General features: G+C 35.0%; 13 protein-coding genes (1 of these 13 cut by a window edge). 1 reads left to right on the top strand and 12 read right to left on the bottom strand.

The window, feature by feature from the left end; genetic code table 11:
* Positions 1-99: 99 nt before the first annotated feature.
* A complete protein-coding gene (locus QLQ96_RS10035; protein WP_482496525.1) occupies positions 100-855 on the bottom strand; it encodes an MBL fold metallo-hydrolase in 756 nt (251 codons plus the stop codon).
* 103 nt (positions 856-958) lie between these two features.
* On the opposite strand from QLQ96_RS10035, the gene QLQ96_RS10030 reads away from it, so the two are divergent.
* On the top strand, positions 959-1834 hold the full coding sequence (locus QLQ96_RS10030; RefSeq protein WP_482496524.1) for a LysR substrate-binding domain-containing protein: 876 nt from the start codon (positions 959-961) through the stop codon (positions 1832-1834).
* 177 nt (positions 1835-2011) lie between these two features.
* On the opposite strand, the gene xylA is transcribed toward QLQ96_RS10030, so the two are convergent.
* From xylA to QLQ96_RS09975, 11 genes are all read right to left on the bottom strand, one after another.
* Entirely contained in the window at positions 2012-3337 is a 1326-nt protein-coding gene (gene xylA / locus QLQ96_RS10025) for a xylose isomerase (protein ID WP_482496523.1), read from the bottom strand.
* A 12-nt stretch (positions 3338-3349) separates the two neighbouring features.
* Positions 3350-4828, bottom strand: a complete 1479-nt coding sequence (locus QLQ96_RS10020) for a xylulokinase (RefSeq protein ID WP_482496522.1) — start codon at positions 4826-4828, stop codon at positions 3350-3352.
* A 3-nt stretch (positions 4829-4831) separates the two neighbouring features.
* Complete coding sequence (locus QLQ96_RS10015) at positions 4832-5839, bottom strand: GntR family transcriptional regulator (RefSeq protein ID WP_482496521.1); 1008 nt, start codon at positions 5837-5839, stop codon at positions 4832-4834.
* A 486-nt stretch (positions 5840-6325) separates the two neighbouring features.
* On the bottom strand, positions 6326-7360 hold the full coding sequence (locus QLQ96_RS10010; protein WP_482496520.1) for a glycoside hydrolase family 43 protein: 1035 nt from the start codon (positions 7358-7360) through the stop codon (positions 6326-6328).
* A gap of 22 nt (positions 7361-7382) precedes the next feature.
* Complete coding sequence (locus tag QLQ96_RS10005) at positions 7383-8816, bottom strand: MFS transporter (protein WP_482496519.1); 1434 nt, start codon at positions 8814-8816, stop codon at positions 7383-7385.
* A 276-nt stretch (positions 8817-9092) separates the two neighbouring features.
* Entirely contained in the window at positions 9093-10202 is a 1110-nt protein-coding gene (locus QLQ96_RS10000; protein ID WP_482496518.1) for an endo-1,4-beta-xylanase, read from the bottom strand.
* 166 nt (positions 10203-10368) lie between these two features.
* The gene (locus QLQ96_RS09995) at positions 10369-12975 is read right to left on the bottom strand and encodes a glycosyl hydrolase 115 family protein (RefSeq protein ID WP_482496517.1); all 2607 of its coding nucleotides are present in this window, start codon (positions 12973-12975) and stop codon (positions 10369-10371) included.
* A 192-nt stretch (positions 12976-13167) separates the two neighbouring features.
* The gene (uxuA, locus tag QLQ96_RS09990; protein WP_482496949.1) at positions 13168-14331 is read right to left on the bottom strand and encodes a mannonate dehydratase; all 1164 of its coding nucleotides are present in this window, start codon (positions 14329-14331) and stop codon (positions 13168-13170) included.
* A gap of 97 nt (positions 14332-14428) precedes the next feature.
* Positions 14429-15166 (bottom strand): SDR family NAD(P)-dependent oxidoreductase, encoded by a 738-nt coding sequence (locus QLQ96_RS09985; RefSeq protein ID WP_482496516.1) that lies wholly within the window; start codon positions 15164-15166, stop codon positions 14429-14431.
* Positions 15167-15183: 17 nt separating this feature from the next.
* Entirely contained in the window at positions 15184-17337 is a 2154-nt protein-coding gene (locus tag QLQ96_RS09980; protein WP_482496515.1) for an alpha-glucuronidase family glycosyl hydrolase, read from the bottom strand.
* 261 nt (positions 17338-17598) lie between these two features.
* A protein-coding gene (locus tag QLQ96_RS09975) for a LacI family DNA-binding transcriptional regulator (protein ID WP_482496514.1) crosses the window boundary here: on the bottom strand, positions 17599-18620 show its 3' portion. It continues 7 nt past the right edge of the window; the window shows 1022 of its 1029 coding nt (coding positions 8-1029); its start codon lies off the right edge, out of view; its stop codon occupies positions 17599-17601.

Raw genomic sequence — 18620 nt, 5'->3', positions numbered from 1 at the left:
TATTTAAAGCATAAACAAGTATCTTTCTTCTTTCTTCTTGCTTCTATTTTTCAATTCAAAAATAGAAATCTTGCCTCTTGCTTCTTTCTTCTTTTTTTATCAACTCGCTTCTTCCAACTCGCTTCTTTCTTCGGCAAAATCTAAAATAGGCGTCTTCATATCATGATACAAAAGCACTTTCCAATTTTCTTCTTTAGCTTGTTGCTCCCATTTTTTTCTTGATTCCATTGCTCGTTTTCCATCGAAATCTGTTTTGTAAGCAACAGGGAATTTTAAATATCTTTTTTGCGGCAAATCATCAGCTCCGTAAAAAACAATTTCGTCATCAGCCTTAATCCAAAATACTTGTTGAAATTTGGTATGTCCTGCTGTAACTTCAAAGTAAATTTCATCAGTTATATTACCGCTGTCCTCATTTAATAATTCAACATTTGGTAAATTTTTCAGTTCATTCAATATTTCTGGAACGTAAGACGGATTTTGCAATTGTTCTAAAGCCAAATCTATTTCTCGTTCTTGAATATAAATTCTCGCATTTGAAAAATTTTGAACGAATTGATTATTTTCGAAATAACCGATTCCTTCAATATGATCTTTATGCAGATGCGAAACCAGAATTTTAGTAATCTGTTGAGGTTCTATATTATTTTTTCTTAGCATTTCATGAATAAACGGAACGCCGTTATTGAGAAATCCTAAACCGAAATCTATTAAAATAACATCATTATCTGTAATAACAAGAAAAGGCTGAATGGCCATTTTTAAACCCATTTCGGTTGTATTCTCTGTTAAAAGTTGAAATTCTTTTTGAGAATTTACAATATAATTTCCTTCTTGTAAAGCTATAATTTTCATTTTGTTTTACTTCTAATTTTACAACAAAGCAAAGTTCTTAAGAATTTATATATTTGTAAAACCTTATTTTTCGATATAATCAATCGATAAAACCGATTTAGAAATGGAACTTCGTCAACTAAAATATTTTCTAAAAGCAAAAGAATTACTGAATTTTACCGAAGCTGCTTCGGCACTTTTCATCAGTCAAAGTACGTTATCTCAGCAAATAAAACAGCTGGAAGATGAACTACAAGTTCCGCTTTTTAACCGAATCGGGAAAAGAATTACACTCACTGAAGCTGGAGATTTATTTGCCGTTTATGCGCAACAATCGGTCAACAAAGCTTCTGACGGACTGGAATTATTAAAAGATTTAAATAAACTCGAAACTGGAAAAGTAGCAATTGGCGTAACGTATGCGCTGCGTCATGTAGTTACAAAAGCATTGATTTTATTCAGCTCTGAATATCCGAAAATCCAGTTCGAAATTATCTTTGGAACTTCGCAAGAATTAATTCATAAACTAAATCATTTTCAGCTTGATGTGATTCTGACTTTCGAAGAAATTGCTTCTGAAGCACATTTTAAATATTTGGAATTGTTTACTTCGCCAATGGCTTTGGTGACTTCATCTGAAACTTCTTTAAAAAACAAAAAGACCATTTCGCTTGAAGAAATCAGCACGCTTCCTCTTGCTATGCCTGCAGGTGGTTTCAGTACGACTCAATTTATCAGCAAAGCTTTTGAGAAAAGCAATTTGCATCCAAAAATTACGATTGAAATAAATGATATTCCGACTTTGTTGGAATTAATTAAAACGGGAAAATGGCATACAATCTTAACGAAAACTACAATCGAAAACGAAAACGATTTACACGCAATTCCAATAAGCGGCAAAAACATGACGCGCACCGCAATGCTTATTTCTTTAAAGGAAGTTTATGAGAAAAAAGCGGTTACCGCTTTCTTGAAAATATTGGTGGAGAATCTGAAATAGACTTCTGTTTTAATCTTTCAAATAAAAAGTAGTTTTAAAAATGTTGCTTTTTACGGCTATCACATTGAAAGACTCAAATCTTTTTAGATTTTGTCTCGCTAAATGTTTTTTATAATAAACCTGACGTGTTTTAAAAATACGTCAGGTTTATTTGGTATCTGCAAAAATCTAACCCAATTAAATATATTGGTTGATGATGTTTTCAAACAATTCTTGTTTACCGCTTTGAAGATTTAATTCTCCATTCTCGTGAGCGATAGTGTAAAGATCTTTTAAACCTAATTTTCCATCAGCGAAATCTTTTCCTTTTCCAGAATCGAATGAACTGTATCTTTCTGTTCTTAATTTTTCGTAAGGAGAAGAAGTGATGATTTTATCAGCAGTCAATAAAGCTCTTGCGAAAGTATCAGCACCACCAATATGCGCCAAGAAAACATCTTCTAAATCAGTTGAATTTCTTCTGATTTTAGCATCAAAATTAACTCCACCACCTTGTAATCCACCAGCTTTTAAGAAAACTAACATTGCTTCAGTAGTTTCTTGAATGTTATTTGGAAATTGATCTGTATCCCATCCGTTTTGATAATCTCCTCTGTTTGCATCGATGCTTCCTAACATTCCCGCTTTTGCAGCCACTTCTAATTCGTGTTGGAAAGTATGTTGTGCTAAAGTAGCGTGGTTTACCTCAATATTGATTTTGAAATCTTTGTCTAAACCGTATTGTTTTAAGAATCCAATTGCAGTTGCAGAGTCAAAATCGTATTGGTGTTTAGACGGCTCCATTGGTTTTGGCTCGATGAAGAAAGTTCCTTTGAAACCTTGTGCTCTTGCGTAGTCTCTAGACATTGCTAAGAATTGCGCCATGTGGTCTAATTCTCTTCCCATATCGGTGTTTAGTAAAGACATATAACCTTCTCTACCACCCCAGAATACGTAGTTTTCTCCGCCTAAAGCGATAGTTGCATCCAAAGCTAATTTTACTTGTCCTCCGGCTCTTGCCACAACATTAAAATCAGGATTTGTAGCCGCTCCGTTCATGAATCTTGGGTTTGAGAAACAGTTTGAAGTTCCCCAAAGTAATTTAATTCCAGATTCTGCTTTTTTCTGTTTTAAATAATCCGTAATAAATGCTAAACGTTTTTCTGATTCTGCGAAAGTTGCTCCTTCAGCAATCAAATCGTAATCATGGAAACAGAAATAATCGAATCCCATTTTGCTGATAAATTCAAAAGCAGCATCTGCTTTATCCTTAGCCGCTTGATATGGATCTGATGAAGCATCCCAAGCAAAATTTTGAGTCCCAGGTCCGAATGGATCGCTACCTTGTCCGCAGAAAGTATGCCAGTAAGCGATTGCAAATTTAAAGTGCTCACGCATTGTTTTTCCAGCCACGATTTGGTCTGGATTGTAATATTTAAATGCCAACGGATTGTCAGACTCTTTTCCTTCAAATTTAATTTGACCAATACCTTTGTAGTATTCTTTATCTCCTAAAACTATCATTTGTTCTTTTATTTATTTTGTTAATATTAATTCTAATTCTTGTTTCCATTTGTTATATGCCGTTTCGTATTCCTCTTTATTTTTTAAAGGAAGAAAAGTCATTACGTGATCGTTTGTTGTAATTCCTGATCCAAATTTTTCAAAGTCACCGTCTGTCAAACCTACTGCTCTTGCTGCTCCTACTGCTCCAGTTGTATTGTAAATTTCTATTTCGTGACCAATTAATGTCGCCACAGTATTTGAGAAAATTTCAGAACGGAAAAGATTATCATTTCCAGCTCTAATTACATTAATCGTGGCATTATCATCTTTTAAGCATTCCATTCCGTACACAAAAGAAAACGCAATGGCTTCCAAAGATGCTCTGAATAAATGCGCATTGGTATGAATATTAAAATTCAGGTTTAAAATATGAGAGCCGATATTTTTGTTATTGAACATTCTTTCAGCTCCATTTCCAAACGGAATCACAACTAATCCTTGCGAACCTACATTAATCTGAGATGCTTTTTCATTCATTTCTTCATAAGACTCATTTCCGATATTGTTTCGCATCCATCGGTATTGAATTCCAGCTCCGTTTATATTCAGTAATTTCCCAACTCTCGGATTTGTCTCTGTATAATTTACATGAACGAAGTTGTTTACGCGAGTACTTTTACCTGAATTTGTTTCGGTAACGGCATAGAAAACGCCTGAAGTTCCACCCGTTGCTGCAACTTCTCCTGAACGCAGGACATTTAATGACAAAGCATTATTCGGCTGATCTCCCGCTCTGTACACTATCGGAATTCCTGCAGGAAGACCAGATTCTTGCGAAGCTTTTTCTGTGACAACTCCTTGATTCGTGAAATTCTCTACAATTTTTGGCGTCAGCGACTGATCGATTCCGTAATAATCCAAAAGCCAATCTGCTACTTTATTTTCTTTATAATCCCAAAGCATTCCTTCTGACAAACCATTTTTAGTTGTCGTTACTTCGCCTGTCAATTTCAAAGCGATATAATCTCCCGGAAGCATGTATTTATCTATTTTGCTGTAAAGCTGAGGTTCGTTTTCTTTAACCCATTTTAGTTTTGAAGCAGTAAAATTTCCTGGCGAATTCAATAAATGCGACATACATTTTTCTTCTCCAATTTCGGCGAAAGCCTTATTTCCAATTTCAACCGCACGGCTATCGCACCAAATAATTGAATTTCTCAACGGAACTCCTTCTTTGTCAACAATTACCAATCCATGCATTTGGTAAGAAATACCAATTCCCTGAATTTTAGAAGCGTCGATATTTGCTTCCTTAATTGCTCTTTTAGTCGCTGTACAAATGTGCTGCCACCAAATTTCAGGATCTTGCTCCGCCCAATCTGGATGAACCGAAAGGATTTCCATTTCGTTTTGAGGCTCATTCAGAACAATGATTTTTTTGCCTGTTTCTGCTTCCACCAAGGCTGCCTTGACAGAAGAACTTCCAATATCATAACCGATATAATACATAACTTACAATGATTCTCTTATTATTAATTTAGTCGGCACATAACACTTCGTCTCTTCGTCATGCGTAATAAATGCCGCTGCTTTGGTTCCTAATTCCTTAAAGTCAGTCGAAACAACTGAAATTCCTTTATATATAAATTTCTTCATTGGCGTTTCGTTGTACGAAAGAAAACCAACATCTTTTCCAGGTTCAAAATCTTTCTCTTTGCACTGTTCTAAAAAGTACCCCAAAATCCTGTCGCTTACACTGATATAAGCAATTCCTTTCTCAATATTAAACTTTTTCGGATCTGTGAGAATGTCATATTGAAAACCAAAATCAGCACAGAATTTCTTAAAAAACTCTACCGTTTCCCACGGATGATTCGTGAAATCCGGATATACAAAATCTATTTTTTTATACTTTTTGAACAAGTCTGCCGCTTCTTTTAAAGCCTCATAAAATGCTTTTCCAAAATCTTGAAACACATAATTATTCGCTTTATCAGCCCTAATATTCCAGTCAATCAAAAGCAATTTCTCTTTTGAAATCGCCGATAATGCTGGAGGAATTTCCTTGTGGTCAAAATTCATTACCACATATTTGTAATACTTCCCGATTCCGTTATTAATGATCGTTTTAAAAACATCAATATTATAATGATGAAATTGCACATCAATAATCACATTATCAGGCAAATTATTCACAACCGAATGATACAAAACCTCTTTATAAGCCTTAAATGTATCTAAAACCAAAAGCACTTTTCTCGTTTCGCCCGCTACATAATAGCCTTTATTCGGCACAGAATCAATTACATTTTGATCTTTTAAAATCGAATATGCCTTAAAAACGGTGTCTCTTGAAAGCTGATACGTTTTGCAAATCACATTTACAGACGGCAGCAAATCTCCCTTTTGCAAAATATTCTCCGAGATAGCGTTTGTAATCCCGTCAACCAATTGCTGGTACTTCGGAATATCACTTTCGTGATTCATTATAAACTCAAATTTTTCTTCTTCTTTTGGCATACCGTTCTGTTCCGTTCTGTTATGCTAAAGTAGATAAAAATCTTTTACAAAAAATTATTTTTTAGATTAAAATTGTTATTTTTTTAATGTGCTAATCTTCATAATTTGGGCGTGTCCCTCCGGGTCGGGCTATACGTTTCAAGTCCTCGCCTGCTCGTTCCTCGCGGCTGTGGGCTTTCCACTTCTATCCCTCACGCATACGGTTTCAAAAGAAGTGAACGTAACATTTATTTTTCTAAATCTTAAGCACATAATTTAACCGCAAAGAACGCAAAGAGTTTTCCCACAGTTTTGTCATTTCGGCGTAAGTAGAAATCTTTGCAAGTAACTCCACGAAGATTCTCAACAGTATTAAAAACATAGCCCAAGGTTTCAACCTTGGGTACACAATGTGCTCCATTTGCTGCGTCCCCAAGGTTGAAACGTAAAGAAACTAAACAACACAACCGATTGTAAATTTTTCTAAATTTTTTTACTCAAAAAACCTTAATCAATCAATCTTCTTATTCCATAAGGATCAATCGTGATAATCGAGCCGTCTTCCAAATAATCGATTTTAGTTACTTTCATGCTTCGCAAATGCGTTACGCCTTTTGACAAACTTGAATCGTGATAAAACAAATACCATTCGCCTTCCACTTCACAAATCGAATGATGCGATGTCCATCCCACAACCGGATTCAAAATTCTTCCCTGATACGTAAATGGCCCATACGGATTGTCTCCAATTGCATAACAGATAAAATGTGTGTCTCCCGTTGAATAAGAGAAATAATATTTTTCGTTATATTTATGAACCCAAGAAGCTTCAAAAAAACGACGGTCGTTGTCGCCTGCTTTTATAACTTCTCCATTTTCATCCAGAATTAAAATCTCTTTAGGCTCTTCATCAAATTCTAACATATCTTCTCGAAGTCTAGCCACAATAGGCCCTAACTCTTTTTCATCTGCTGTCGGTTCTTCGTTATTCTGATCGTATTTGTTATTGCGGTATTTCTGAAGCTGTCCGCCCCAAATTCCTCCAAAATAAATATAATGTTTGCCATCTTCGTCTTCAAAAACCGCTGGATCAATACTGTAACTTCCTTTTATCGCTTCTTTTTCTGGAATAAAAGGCCCAGCTGGAGAATCACTTATTGCAACTCCAATCTGGAAAATTCCGTTGGCACGTTTAGCAGGGAAATACAAATAATATTTTCCATTTTTGTGTGCCGCATCTGGCGCCCACATTTGCTTTTCCGCCCAAGCAACATCGTCTACGTGTAGCGCAACGCCATTATCGACCACCTCTGATGAAATATCTTCCATCGAAAAAACGTGATAATCTTCCATCCCAAAATGATCTCCATTGTCATTAAACGGAATTCCTGCATCGATGTCATGCGACGGATAAATATAAATTTTACCATTGAATACATGCGCCGAAGGATCGGCTGTATAAATATGTGATACTAAAGGCTTTGAAATCGCCAGTTCATTAATTTGCTCAAAATTAATGTGTTCAATGCTATCTTCAGGCATAAATGATATTTTGTTTAAATAATTAAGTTCTTCTTTCTTTTAGTTCTCTTTCGATCTGCACTTCCATTTCTTTATTAATTTTATAGAAAAACAGCAATCCGGCTCCAATTAAAAAAGGAATTGCAGGGAAAATACTCACTAGTAATTTGATTCCGTTTATGGCTGTTTCTGACTGCTGAGAAGCATTTGGGACATAATGGAAATAACCCAAAAACAAAGTTGTTAAAGCTCCTCCAACGCTTAATCCTGTTTTTAGCCCAACCATCATTGCAGAAAAAATAATCGCAGTTGCACGACGATTGTTCAACCATTCTGAATAATCGGCAACATCGGCAATCATTGCCCAAAGAATTGGGATTGTGATTCCGTAGAAAAATCCGTGTAAGATTTGAGAGAAAAACATCAATCCGATTGCCGTTGGCGGGAAGAAATAAAAAGCAATAATGAATAAAGTGGAAATGAATAAAAACACTCCAAAAACATTTCTTTTTCCGTATTTGTCAGCCAGATTTTTAGACAACGTAATTCCGACAATCATAAAAATAATTCCTCCTGCATTGAATAAACCGAAGCCTGCAGAAACAGGATCATTACCAAAATGATTTAATCCAACATTCGATAAAAAATCTAAAATAGGCTGAATAAAAACAGCTAATTGTTCCTTATTAACATAGTTTTCAAAGTAATATACATACGAACCGCCTTTCATCGCCAAAGTCACAAAAACCAAAGTTGTCAGCGTTAGCATAATTATCCAAGGTCTATTTTTGATTAAATCGCTCAAATCTTCTTTAATGCTTGACTTTTGTTCTGGTTTAGGAATTATTCTTTCTTTCGTCGTTAAAAAAGTAATCAAAAGCATAATCGTTCCAATAATAGCCAAAGCGGTCATTACTTTCTCAATTCCTATTGCTTTATCGCCGTTTCCAGCGCTTTTTATAATTCCGAGCATGAAAACTTGAACAAAAAACTGAGCAAACATAACCGCTACAAAACGGTACGATGACATACTGTTTCTCTCTTTCATATCGCCTGTAATCACACCGCTTAAAGCAGAATACGGTAGATTATTTCCAGCATAAAAAAGCAACAATAAAGTATACGTTACAACGGCATAAATTACTTTTCCTTTATAAGAGAAATCGGGAGTTGAAAAAGCTAACAAAGCCAAAATGCCAAGCGGAATCGCAGTTATTAAAATCCACGGTCTGAATTTCCCCCATTTGGTACTTGTTCTGTCTGCCAAAACCCCAATAATTGGATTAAAAATAAAGGCAGCAATCAAACCAACTGTCAGCATAATGATAGAAGAATCAGTTGGCAATAAACCGTAAATATCAGTGTAAAAATACGCCAGATACGTCATCAAAGTCTGAAAAACTAAATTGGCAGCTAAGTCTCCTAAGCTATATCCAATTTTTTCTTTGATGGATAGTTTTTGTGAAATGTTAGTCATTCGTGGGTTTGTGGTCATTTTGTTGGTCAGTTAGTTTCTTCTCCTGTAAGGTTTTTCAAACCTTGTAGGTTCCCTCTTTTGTTCAAACTGCTCTTCAATCATACCCACAAGATTTGAAAAACCTTGCAGGAGCGTGAATTACATAAAAAAAACAATCGGTTGTGTAAAATTAGACAAAAAAACATATTATGCAAATTTACTTTACTTTATTTAAGTTATTTTTCAAACCACAACCGATTGTTAATTACTTTATAGCAATTCAGATTTTTTTAGCATTTATTCTTTAGTTTCTTTTAGTTTTAAAATGCTGTCGTAAGCTTTTTTATGTCTTAAAGCGGCATCAAAAGGCAACGGATAATTTGTTCTTCCTTTTATTGGCCAGTCGTTTAACCAAGATTGTCCATCGTGAACGCCCCAAAAAGTTACTCTGCTGATCTTGTCTTTATGTTTCAAAAATAATTTAAAAATCGAAGCGTAACGCTCTGCAAGTTTGTTTTGAATAGAATCCGGCAATGCTTTTGGATACGGATTCATTTTCGCGCTTCCCTCAAAATTTTGGCTAATCTCTGCTCCTTTCAAATCCCATGGATTTGGCAATACTGTAATATCCAATTCGGTAAACGCTACTTTAATTCCTAAAGCAGAATATTCTAAAATACTTTTTTCAATTTCTTCTAATGACGGACTTCCTAATCTCCAGTGCCCTTGAATTCCGACTCCATCTACTTTTCCGCCTTCCGCTTTTATTTTTTTGATTAAAGCAATTGCTCCTGCTCTTTTTGCAGGTTCTTCGATATTATAATCGTTATAATACAATTCTGTGTTTGGGTCTGCTTTTGCAACTAATTTAAAAGCATCAACTAAATATTTGTCTCCAAGTGTTTTTAGAAAAACCGATTGTCGTAAAGTTCCGTCTTCATTTAAAGCTTCGTTCACAACATCCCAAGAGCCAATTCTTCCTTTGTATTTTGAAACAATGGTATTGATATGATCTTGCATAAAAGCTTTCATTTCTGTACTGTCAGCGATTTTTTCCATCCAAGGGGCTAACTGACTATGCCATATCAAAGTATGTCCGTGAACAAACATTTTATTCTTTTCTCCATAAGCCACAAATTTATCAGACAAAGTAAAATCGTATTTGTCTTTTTGCGGATGCACATACATCGATTTCATGATATTTTCGGCTGTAATTGCATTGAATTCTTTTCGAATAAGCGAATCCTCTTTCGTGTTTTTTATTTCGATTTGATCAGCACTTAAAGCAGTTCCGATATAGAAATCGTGTTTATAAGCATCTTTTAGCGTAAGCGTTTCTTTCTGTAATGTACAACTCACAGCCAACAAAGTTGTGACGGCAAATAAATAAGGGTTAATAAATTTCATATTTGTGGTTTAATAGTTAATAGTTTTTTTCGCTTCATTTGTCATTTCGAGGAACGAGAAATCACACTAGAAATTCCGCATAGAATATCTCCAATCTTTGTCGAATCCCGTGTGCGATTTCTCCTTACGTCGAAATTGACAAAATAGAACGTGTTACGTTATGTTATTACTCCTTTCTAAAACTTTCCGGCGGTCCTAAATACGACTCCAAAACTTTTCCTTCTTCTGTTTCAATTACAATTTTCTGAAGTACCAAAGCCGAATCAATCGCATAAATTTTCAAAACATGATTTCCTGAATTTTCTATTTGATGCGTTGAGGTTATAATTTTAATATTATTTGCAACCGATCCTGCCCAATTTTTCTCAGAAGAATTAGCGTTGAGGTTCATTATTTGAGGTTTTTCTGAGTCGAAAGCAATTCCGTATTTCAATCCGTCACCAATTTTAAAATTAATGGTTGGCGAAAAATATGCTTTCACTTTTATCTTTCCTTTATTAAAAAAATAAACATCATATTCTAATCTCGGCGATTGTTCAGAAATTTCGATAGGTTGAATATTTGAAGGCTTTATCGTTATTCCAGAATCTGTTTTACCGAGATTCGGGATTACAGTCCATTTCACTGAACCTGAATTTATGGCTTTAGAATAATTTTTACTTTCTATCGAAATATAACCGTCATTCTCTACAAAACCATGAACTTGAGCAAAATCCTGATTTTTGCTAATTGATGTTTCCTTTTTTGCCATCTCTTCAGCACTTATAACTTTTATCGCTTGAACTTCAGGCGCAATTTTCCTTGTTTTCGGGATCACATCTTTATCTGGCTGTTGCCAATTATCGTAACCAATATGCGTCTGAGACATCATATGATTCCATTTGCCGTTTGCTAATTTTGTGTGATAATAATTCGTAAGCTCACTGTCTTTTTCAAACAACTCTTTTACTTTTTTAGCATACTCATTTGCAATAGCATTTCCCTGTTCTGCATACAAATGATTTTTAGCAGTTGCGACATACAATTCATTCAAATTCGAACTCGCCAAAACTGGAAATAAAACCAGCTGATAAAATGTATCTTTATATCCTGGCTGTATTTTTTCGTTTATTGCATTGGCTTTTTCAGCCAATTTCTGATAATCTTCAACTACTCGATTTGCTTCGTTATAATTGGTTAAACTGTACGTTTTAGCATCTAATAATTCTGGTTTTCTTCGCGCGTTGTATTTAGTATACAATCTTAAAATATCTGCAATCTTTTCTGTAAACTGATTTCCGAAATTTTCTTTTGCCCAATTCACATAATAATCTTGCAAATTTCCTGCATTAAACTTTTCAGGATTCCAAGCCATGTCCAAGAAAAACTCGATCGGAAATTCCATAGGTTTAATGTCTCCCACATTAACAATCCAGATTTTATCAACTCCGTATTGATACGCCAAATCCATTTGCTCCCAAGTTCGTTCGATTTGGTTTGTGTTGATCCATTTGTAATTTCGCGGACCGCCAACATAATCAAAATGATAATAAATTCCGTAACCTCCTTTTCTTGATTTTGCGTTTAGTTCTGGCAGTTTCCGAATATTTCCCCAATTATCATCACACAATAAAAGCGTTACATCATCAGGAACTCGCATTCCTTTGTCGTAATAATCCTGAACTTCTTTGTAAAGTGCCCACATTTGAGGCGTTTCTTCAATCGGTTTCTTCGTTACTTCCTGAATAATATTACGCTGGGTCTTGACAATATTTTCTAACAAATCAATTGCTGTACCTTCCGTCATTGGTTCGTCACCATCGCCACGCATTCCAATTGTGACAAGGGTTTCTTTATTTCCCATTCTTTTAATTCCATCTTTCCAGAAATTAATCAAGGCTTTCGAATTGGTACTAAAATCCCATTTTCCGTTTGATTTTCCCCATTCTGCATGCGCTCGCGTTAGCGGTTCATGATGCGAAGTTCCCATCACAATTCCGTATTCATCGGCCAAAACAGCATTCTGCGGATCTTCAACATAAAACATTCTGCCCCACATTGCAGGCCATAAATAATTACCTTTCATTCGCAGAATCAATTCAAAAACTGTATCGTAAAATTTCGAATTAAATCCGCCATATTTTTCAAAAGCCCAACCCGACAATGCAGGAGCTTCGTCATTAATAAAAATACCTCTATATTTTATCTTTGGTTCTCCCCGAGTATGAATTCCAGGCAAAATGTGTAATTCGGATTGTTTTTTCACAGGAACATCAGCCCAGAAATACCAAGGCGAAATTCCAATTTGACTCGACAAATCGTAAATTCCGTAAATCGTTCCCCTTTTATCTGAACCTGCAATTACCAATGCTTTTTTAATTCCTTTAAACGGATTTTCGACAATCTGCGTAGTAAATTTTTCCCATTTTCCTTGAAGTTCCTTTCTATCAATTTTTCCTCTTTTAGCTAATTGATCGATGATTTCGCTTTTTCCTAAAGTTCCAATTATGATAACAAAATCTTCAGCTTCGGAAATTTTTTTAATTCTTTTTGGATGTAAATCTGAAACTTTTAAAATATCATTTTCTAAATGCCCCGCAACTTTCAAAACTCCTGAATAATCTTTATCGCTCACCAAAATCGAGGCTATTTTTCCTTTTGAAACCAAAGGGAAATTTTCGTTTGAAGATTGATTAACTACATATTTCTCTGGATTTATGGCGTGCGATTTTGTGCTTAATCCGATTAGAAAAAGCAGTAGAATTATATAGGATGTTTTGATTTTTAAACACATAGAATCATAGATTTTCTTTGTCTGTAAAGGCGTTTCACTTTTTTAAATGCACATAGTTTTCGCCTGTTTTGTCATTTCGAGGAACGAGAAATCTTCGCAGGTAGGTCCGCAACATAATTCCAATCTTTGTAGAGTTTCTCGTGGAGATTTCTCCTTCGTCGAAATGACAAATAGTGCGTATTATTTCTTTATTTACAAATTCAATTTATAAGCAATTCCCATTTCCAAACCTCTCAATTCAGCAAGACCTTTCAATCTTCCTGTCAACGAATAACCCGGATACGTTTCTGTTTTTTCATCAACTCCATGCAAATATCCGTGATCGGGACGCATTGGCAGACTTACTTTAGTTTTATTCATTACCAGCAATAATTTTTCTACAATTGCACCCATATTTGCATCACCATTCAAATGTTCCGATTCCCTAAAAATAGTTTCGCTTTCGCGGATGGTATTTCTCAAGTGTAAAAAATGAATTCGGTTTTCGTGATCGTCGATTATTTTTTCCAAATTATTTTTTGGATCAGCGCTTAGCGAACCTGTGCAATAACACAATCCGTTGGCTGTTGAAGGAACGGCGGTAAAAATCTCTTCCAAATCAGCTTCTGTTGAAACGATTCTTGGAAGACCCAAAACCGAAAAAGGCGGATCGTCTGGATGAATCGCTAATTTTTGTCCGTTTTCTTCGGCAATTGGCGTTACTTCTGATAAAAAATAAATCAGATTTTCTCTTAATTTTTCATTATTGATGTCAGCATAATTTTCTAAAAGAGCCAAAATCTGTTCTGCCGTAAAATTGATTTTGCTTCCCGGCAATCCTAATAAAACATTTTTAAACAATAACGCTTTTTCATCTTCCGATAATTGATTTCCAAATTGCAACGCTTTTTCTTTTTCAGCATCTGAATAATCATTTTCTGAATTTGGCCTTTTCAAAAGAAATAAATCAAAATAAGTAAACGCATCTTGATTGTACAGCAAAGCTTTGCTTCCATCTTCGTTTATAAAATTATGATTAGTTCTCACCCAATCCAGAATCGGCATGAAATTGTACGTTATGATTTTGATTCCGCAATTCGCTAGATTCTTTAAACTGATTTTATAATTTTCAATGTATTGCAGATAATTTCCAGAAGCGCGTTTGATTTCTTCGTGAACCGGAAGACTTTCAACAACCGTCCATTCCAAACCAGCATTTCTGATAATCTGCTGTCTTTCCTGAATATCCTGAACAGACCAGATTTCGCCAACAGGAATTTGATGCAAAGCGGTTACAATTCCCGTTGCTCCAGCTTGCTTAATATCGATTAGTTTTACATTGTCTTGAGGTCCAAACCAACGCATGGTTTGTTGCATTTTTATCATACTTATTTTTTTTAATCTCGCAAGTGACTAATCTGTGGTTTTAAAAAACCTTTGAACCTTTGAACCTCTGCCACTTAGCAACTTTAAATTAAAACCCAATACTATTTCCTCCATCAACTGGCAATACTGTACCTGTAGTATATTTTGATTCGCTTAAAGCGAAATAATAAACAGCATCTGCAATGTCTGAAGGTTCGCCCAAAAAGCCCATTGGCGTTCTTCCTAAAACTTTATTTTTTCTTTCTGGGTCGTTATCTAAAGCTGTTGCAGACATTTTGGTTTTAATAAATCCAGGAGCAATGCAATTTACTCGAATTCCTGCAGGAGCCAATTCTGTTGCCATGGCACGTGTCATTGACTCAATTGCACCTTTACTTGCCGAATAGGCTATTACTTTTGGGATTCCGTATTGAGATGCCATCGAACTGATATTGATAATGCTACCGCTTCCGCTAATTTTCATGTTTTTTATAACTTCTCGGCTTACCGCAAAAACACTGAGTAAATTGGTATGAATTATAGACAGAAAATCTTCATCTGTTACATCTGGAATTTCTTTTTTCATGTTAATTCCTGCATTGTTCACCAAAATATCTACCGGTCCGTTCTTCGTTATGCTCTCAATCATTTCTGGAATTCCAGCAAGATTATTTAAATCAAAGATTACAGGAATGGCATTTTCTCCAATTTCCTTGCAGGCATCTTCTGTTTTTTCTTTTGATCTTCCGATTATGTAAGTTTTGATTCCGTTGTCACAAAGTTTTTTTGCTGTTGCAAAACCTAATCCCGAGTTGCCTCCAGTTACAATTGCTGTTTTATTGCTCATAATTTTTAAAAATATATTTATCCATTTCCCGGTGCAAATGGGAATTTTAATGATTTAAAATAGTCTAAAGTTTGCGTTGGTTTTTCTACCCCCTCAGGAAGTTCTTTTCCTGAAAACTGCTGAAAATATAGCAGACAAGCATCACGCCACCATTTTGCTTCTTTTTGCTGAATTTCTAATAACATTTCGACTTCGTTAAAACGTTCATTGTCGATATATTTTTCAGTTTTTTTCCAAACATTTTGCATTTCCACTACCTGATTTACGCCTTCCTGATATTTCAGCGCCATACCATTCCAAAGCGTCTGACCATTTTTCAACTTATAATCCCATGAAACGTGATGAAACCATAAAAGATCTTTTTCTGGACAAGTTTCTAAATTATCAAAAAGTTTTTCAGCCTCAGGCGCATATTGTGCTGTAGCATTTGTTCCTGATTTAGATCGGTCGAAACCAATTCCGTTTTTGTCTGCTTTATGATAATACGTCGGATTCCACTCTGGTCTGGACAAATTAGAAACCCAAGGTCCTGGTCCGTAATGGTGGCCCGTGTCCATGATGTGATGCAATCCAAGTGGTGTCATGTAATTTACAACAGCTTCTCGAGATTTGATCATCATATTTTTTACAGGTTTAATGAAATTTTCATCGTTAGAAAAAGAGCTTCTTAACCATTCATCAGCAATAATTTCAGAATCTAAATACGGATTCCAAGCCAGTCTTCCGAAACCGTACCAATTCGCCTGTGCGAAAGGATGTCCTGTCCAGTTCAAATCGTTACCAATATTGGCAACACCTGCAATTCCTGTTAATTTATTTTGATATAAAGTGCCATCAACAACTTTGGCAACGGTCGAGCCATTCCCTTTTTGATAGGTATCTGATTCTAAGATCTCTTGAAATAATTTAGGAAGAAAAACCAAATGCGTGCTGAATCCTAAATATTCCTGCGTAATTTGAAATTCCATCATTAAAGGCGTTTTTGGCATTGCTCCAAACAAAGGATGAAATGGCTCTCTTGGCTGAAAATCAATCGCTCCATTTTTTACCTGAACTATTACATTCTCTTTGAATTTTCCATCATAAGGCTGAAATTCCGCGTAAGCTTGTTTGGCGCGATCATTTGCATCATGTTCTGAATACACAAACGCTCGCCACATAATTATTCCGCCAAAAGGCGCAACAGCATCGGCAAGCATATTCGCCCCATCGACGTGATCTCTTCCATAATTTTGCGGTCCTGGCTGACCTTCTGAATTGGCTTTTACCAAAAATCCGCCAAAATCTGGAATTCGTTTATTGATTTCTGCTGCTTTATTTTTCCACCAATTAATTACTTCAGCATCTTTTGGATCGGCTGTTTTTAAGTTTCCGATTTCAATTGGTGCCGAAAATCTTGCTGTTAAATAGACTTTTATTCCGTAAGGTCTAAAAACGTTAGCTAAAGCTTCCACCTTTTCTAAATATTGCGGAGTCAGAATTAAAGCATTGGCGTTTACGTTGGTCAAAACCGTTCCGTTGATTCCGATTGAGGCATTCGCACGAGCGTAATCTATATATCGCTGATCTATAAAATCAGGAAGTTTCTGCCAGTTCCATAGCGAAAAGCCAGCATAGCCTCTTTCCACTGTTCTGTCTAAATTATCCCAATGGTTTAAAATTCTGATATTTGTTTTCGGAGAATCAGCAATATTTAAATTTTTAATCGATTTATTTGTTTGAATTATTCTCAGAAAATTAAAAACCCCGTATAAAACGGCAACATCATTTTTTCCCGAAATAATGATTTGTTTTTTGTTTTTAATAGAAACCGATTTAATGATAAAACCTTCTTCATTTATTTTTTCAAAATCAGATTTTAGTTCGTTTTTGATTTCAGAATTTAAGTTTGATTGTGAACCAATAATTAAAATATTTTCTCCTTTTAAATCTGATTTGATTTCTGGAATAAAACCCAGCATATCGTGAAAACCTGTTTTAAGTTCTCTCTCTCCAATTTTAATGGTTTCTGAATTTCCTAAAACAACAATTCCTTTAAAATTGTATTTATATTCTAACGCTAACACAGAATTGCCTACGGCATTATATTGAAGCCATAATTTATAATCCTTTTGTGCCGAAGCAGAAAAGGAAATCAAAAGGAATAGGAAAATAAATCTTAATGAAGTCATTTGTTTTAATTTATTCTTTACAATCTCTATCTAGAAAGAGTTAATATTTCACTTCTTATTAAAAGCATTTGATAAAATTTTAATTCAAAAAATACATTATTCAAAATAAAACAATAATTGCAATCGGTTGCGTAAAAATATAAGATTGTAGTTTAAGAAAAAAATTTTAGCTTCTTTTTTTTCAAATAAAATAGTTTTATTAACAAATAAAGGCAGGATAATTTAAAAAACTATCCTGCCTATAGTGTGCTAAAGCTGTATTTATTTTTGTGTAGATTCTCTTGCGAGTACTTCTGTGTTCAAAAAAGTGATTTCTTTGGCATCGTCATTTTTAGCTGACTTCAAATTCTTAATAATGATTTCTGCCGCCGCTTTTCCCATTTTTTCTGCTGGATGTGTTATCGTGGATAAATTAGGATCAATTATCTGCGAAATCGGGTCATTATTAAAACCAATTACTTTAAATTCTTCAGGTACTTTTATCCCTCGTTTTTTAGCCGTCTGCACAGCACTTACTGCTAAAATATCTCCAGGAGCAAATAATCCATCTGGCATTGGTTTTAAATCAAATAAAGCATTGCTGGCTTTAACACCGTCCTCATAAGTAACTGAATTTAAATTGATAATTAGGTTTTCGTCTATATCAACATTATGATCTTTTAAAGCTTCTATGTAGCCTCTTTTTCGTTCATTATACAGATTTCCTAATTCTGATCCTGCCGTGATGTGGGCAATGCGAATACAGCCCTGCTCTATAAGATGCTTGGTAGCCTTATATCCTGCCGTATAATTATCGATTACTACTCTGAAAGTATTATAATCTTTCGGAACCCTGTCGACAAAAACTAAAGGAATATTATTGTTTGAAAATTGATGAAAATGTGATGTGTCACGCGTTTCCATTGCCAGCGAACAAATTACACCGCTTACACGGTTACTGTAAAGGGATTTTGCCATATTAACTTCCTCTTCATATGAATCGTGTGACTGCATAATAATTACCGTATAATCTGACTTTTGAGCAGTGATCTCGATTCCACTGATTAATGACGATAAAAAAGGCTGTGTAACGGTGGGGATCAAAACTCCAATCGTTTTAGTTTTGTTGCCACGCAAACCTGCAGCTAAAGTATTGGGCACAAACCCCATTTCTTCAGCAGTCTTTTTCACTTTCTTTATCGTTTTATCACTAATTGTGTGATGATCTTTTAAAGCTCGTGAGATGGTCGATGTTGCTAAATTAAGTCTTTCAGCAATATCGTAAATCGTTACATGTTTATTTT

It is taken from the genome of Flavobacterium sp. B167r (genome assembly GCF_056824315.1).
The sequence above is the reverse complement of the archived record's forward strand: the minus strand, read 5'-3'. Positions and strand labels throughout refer to the sequence as shown.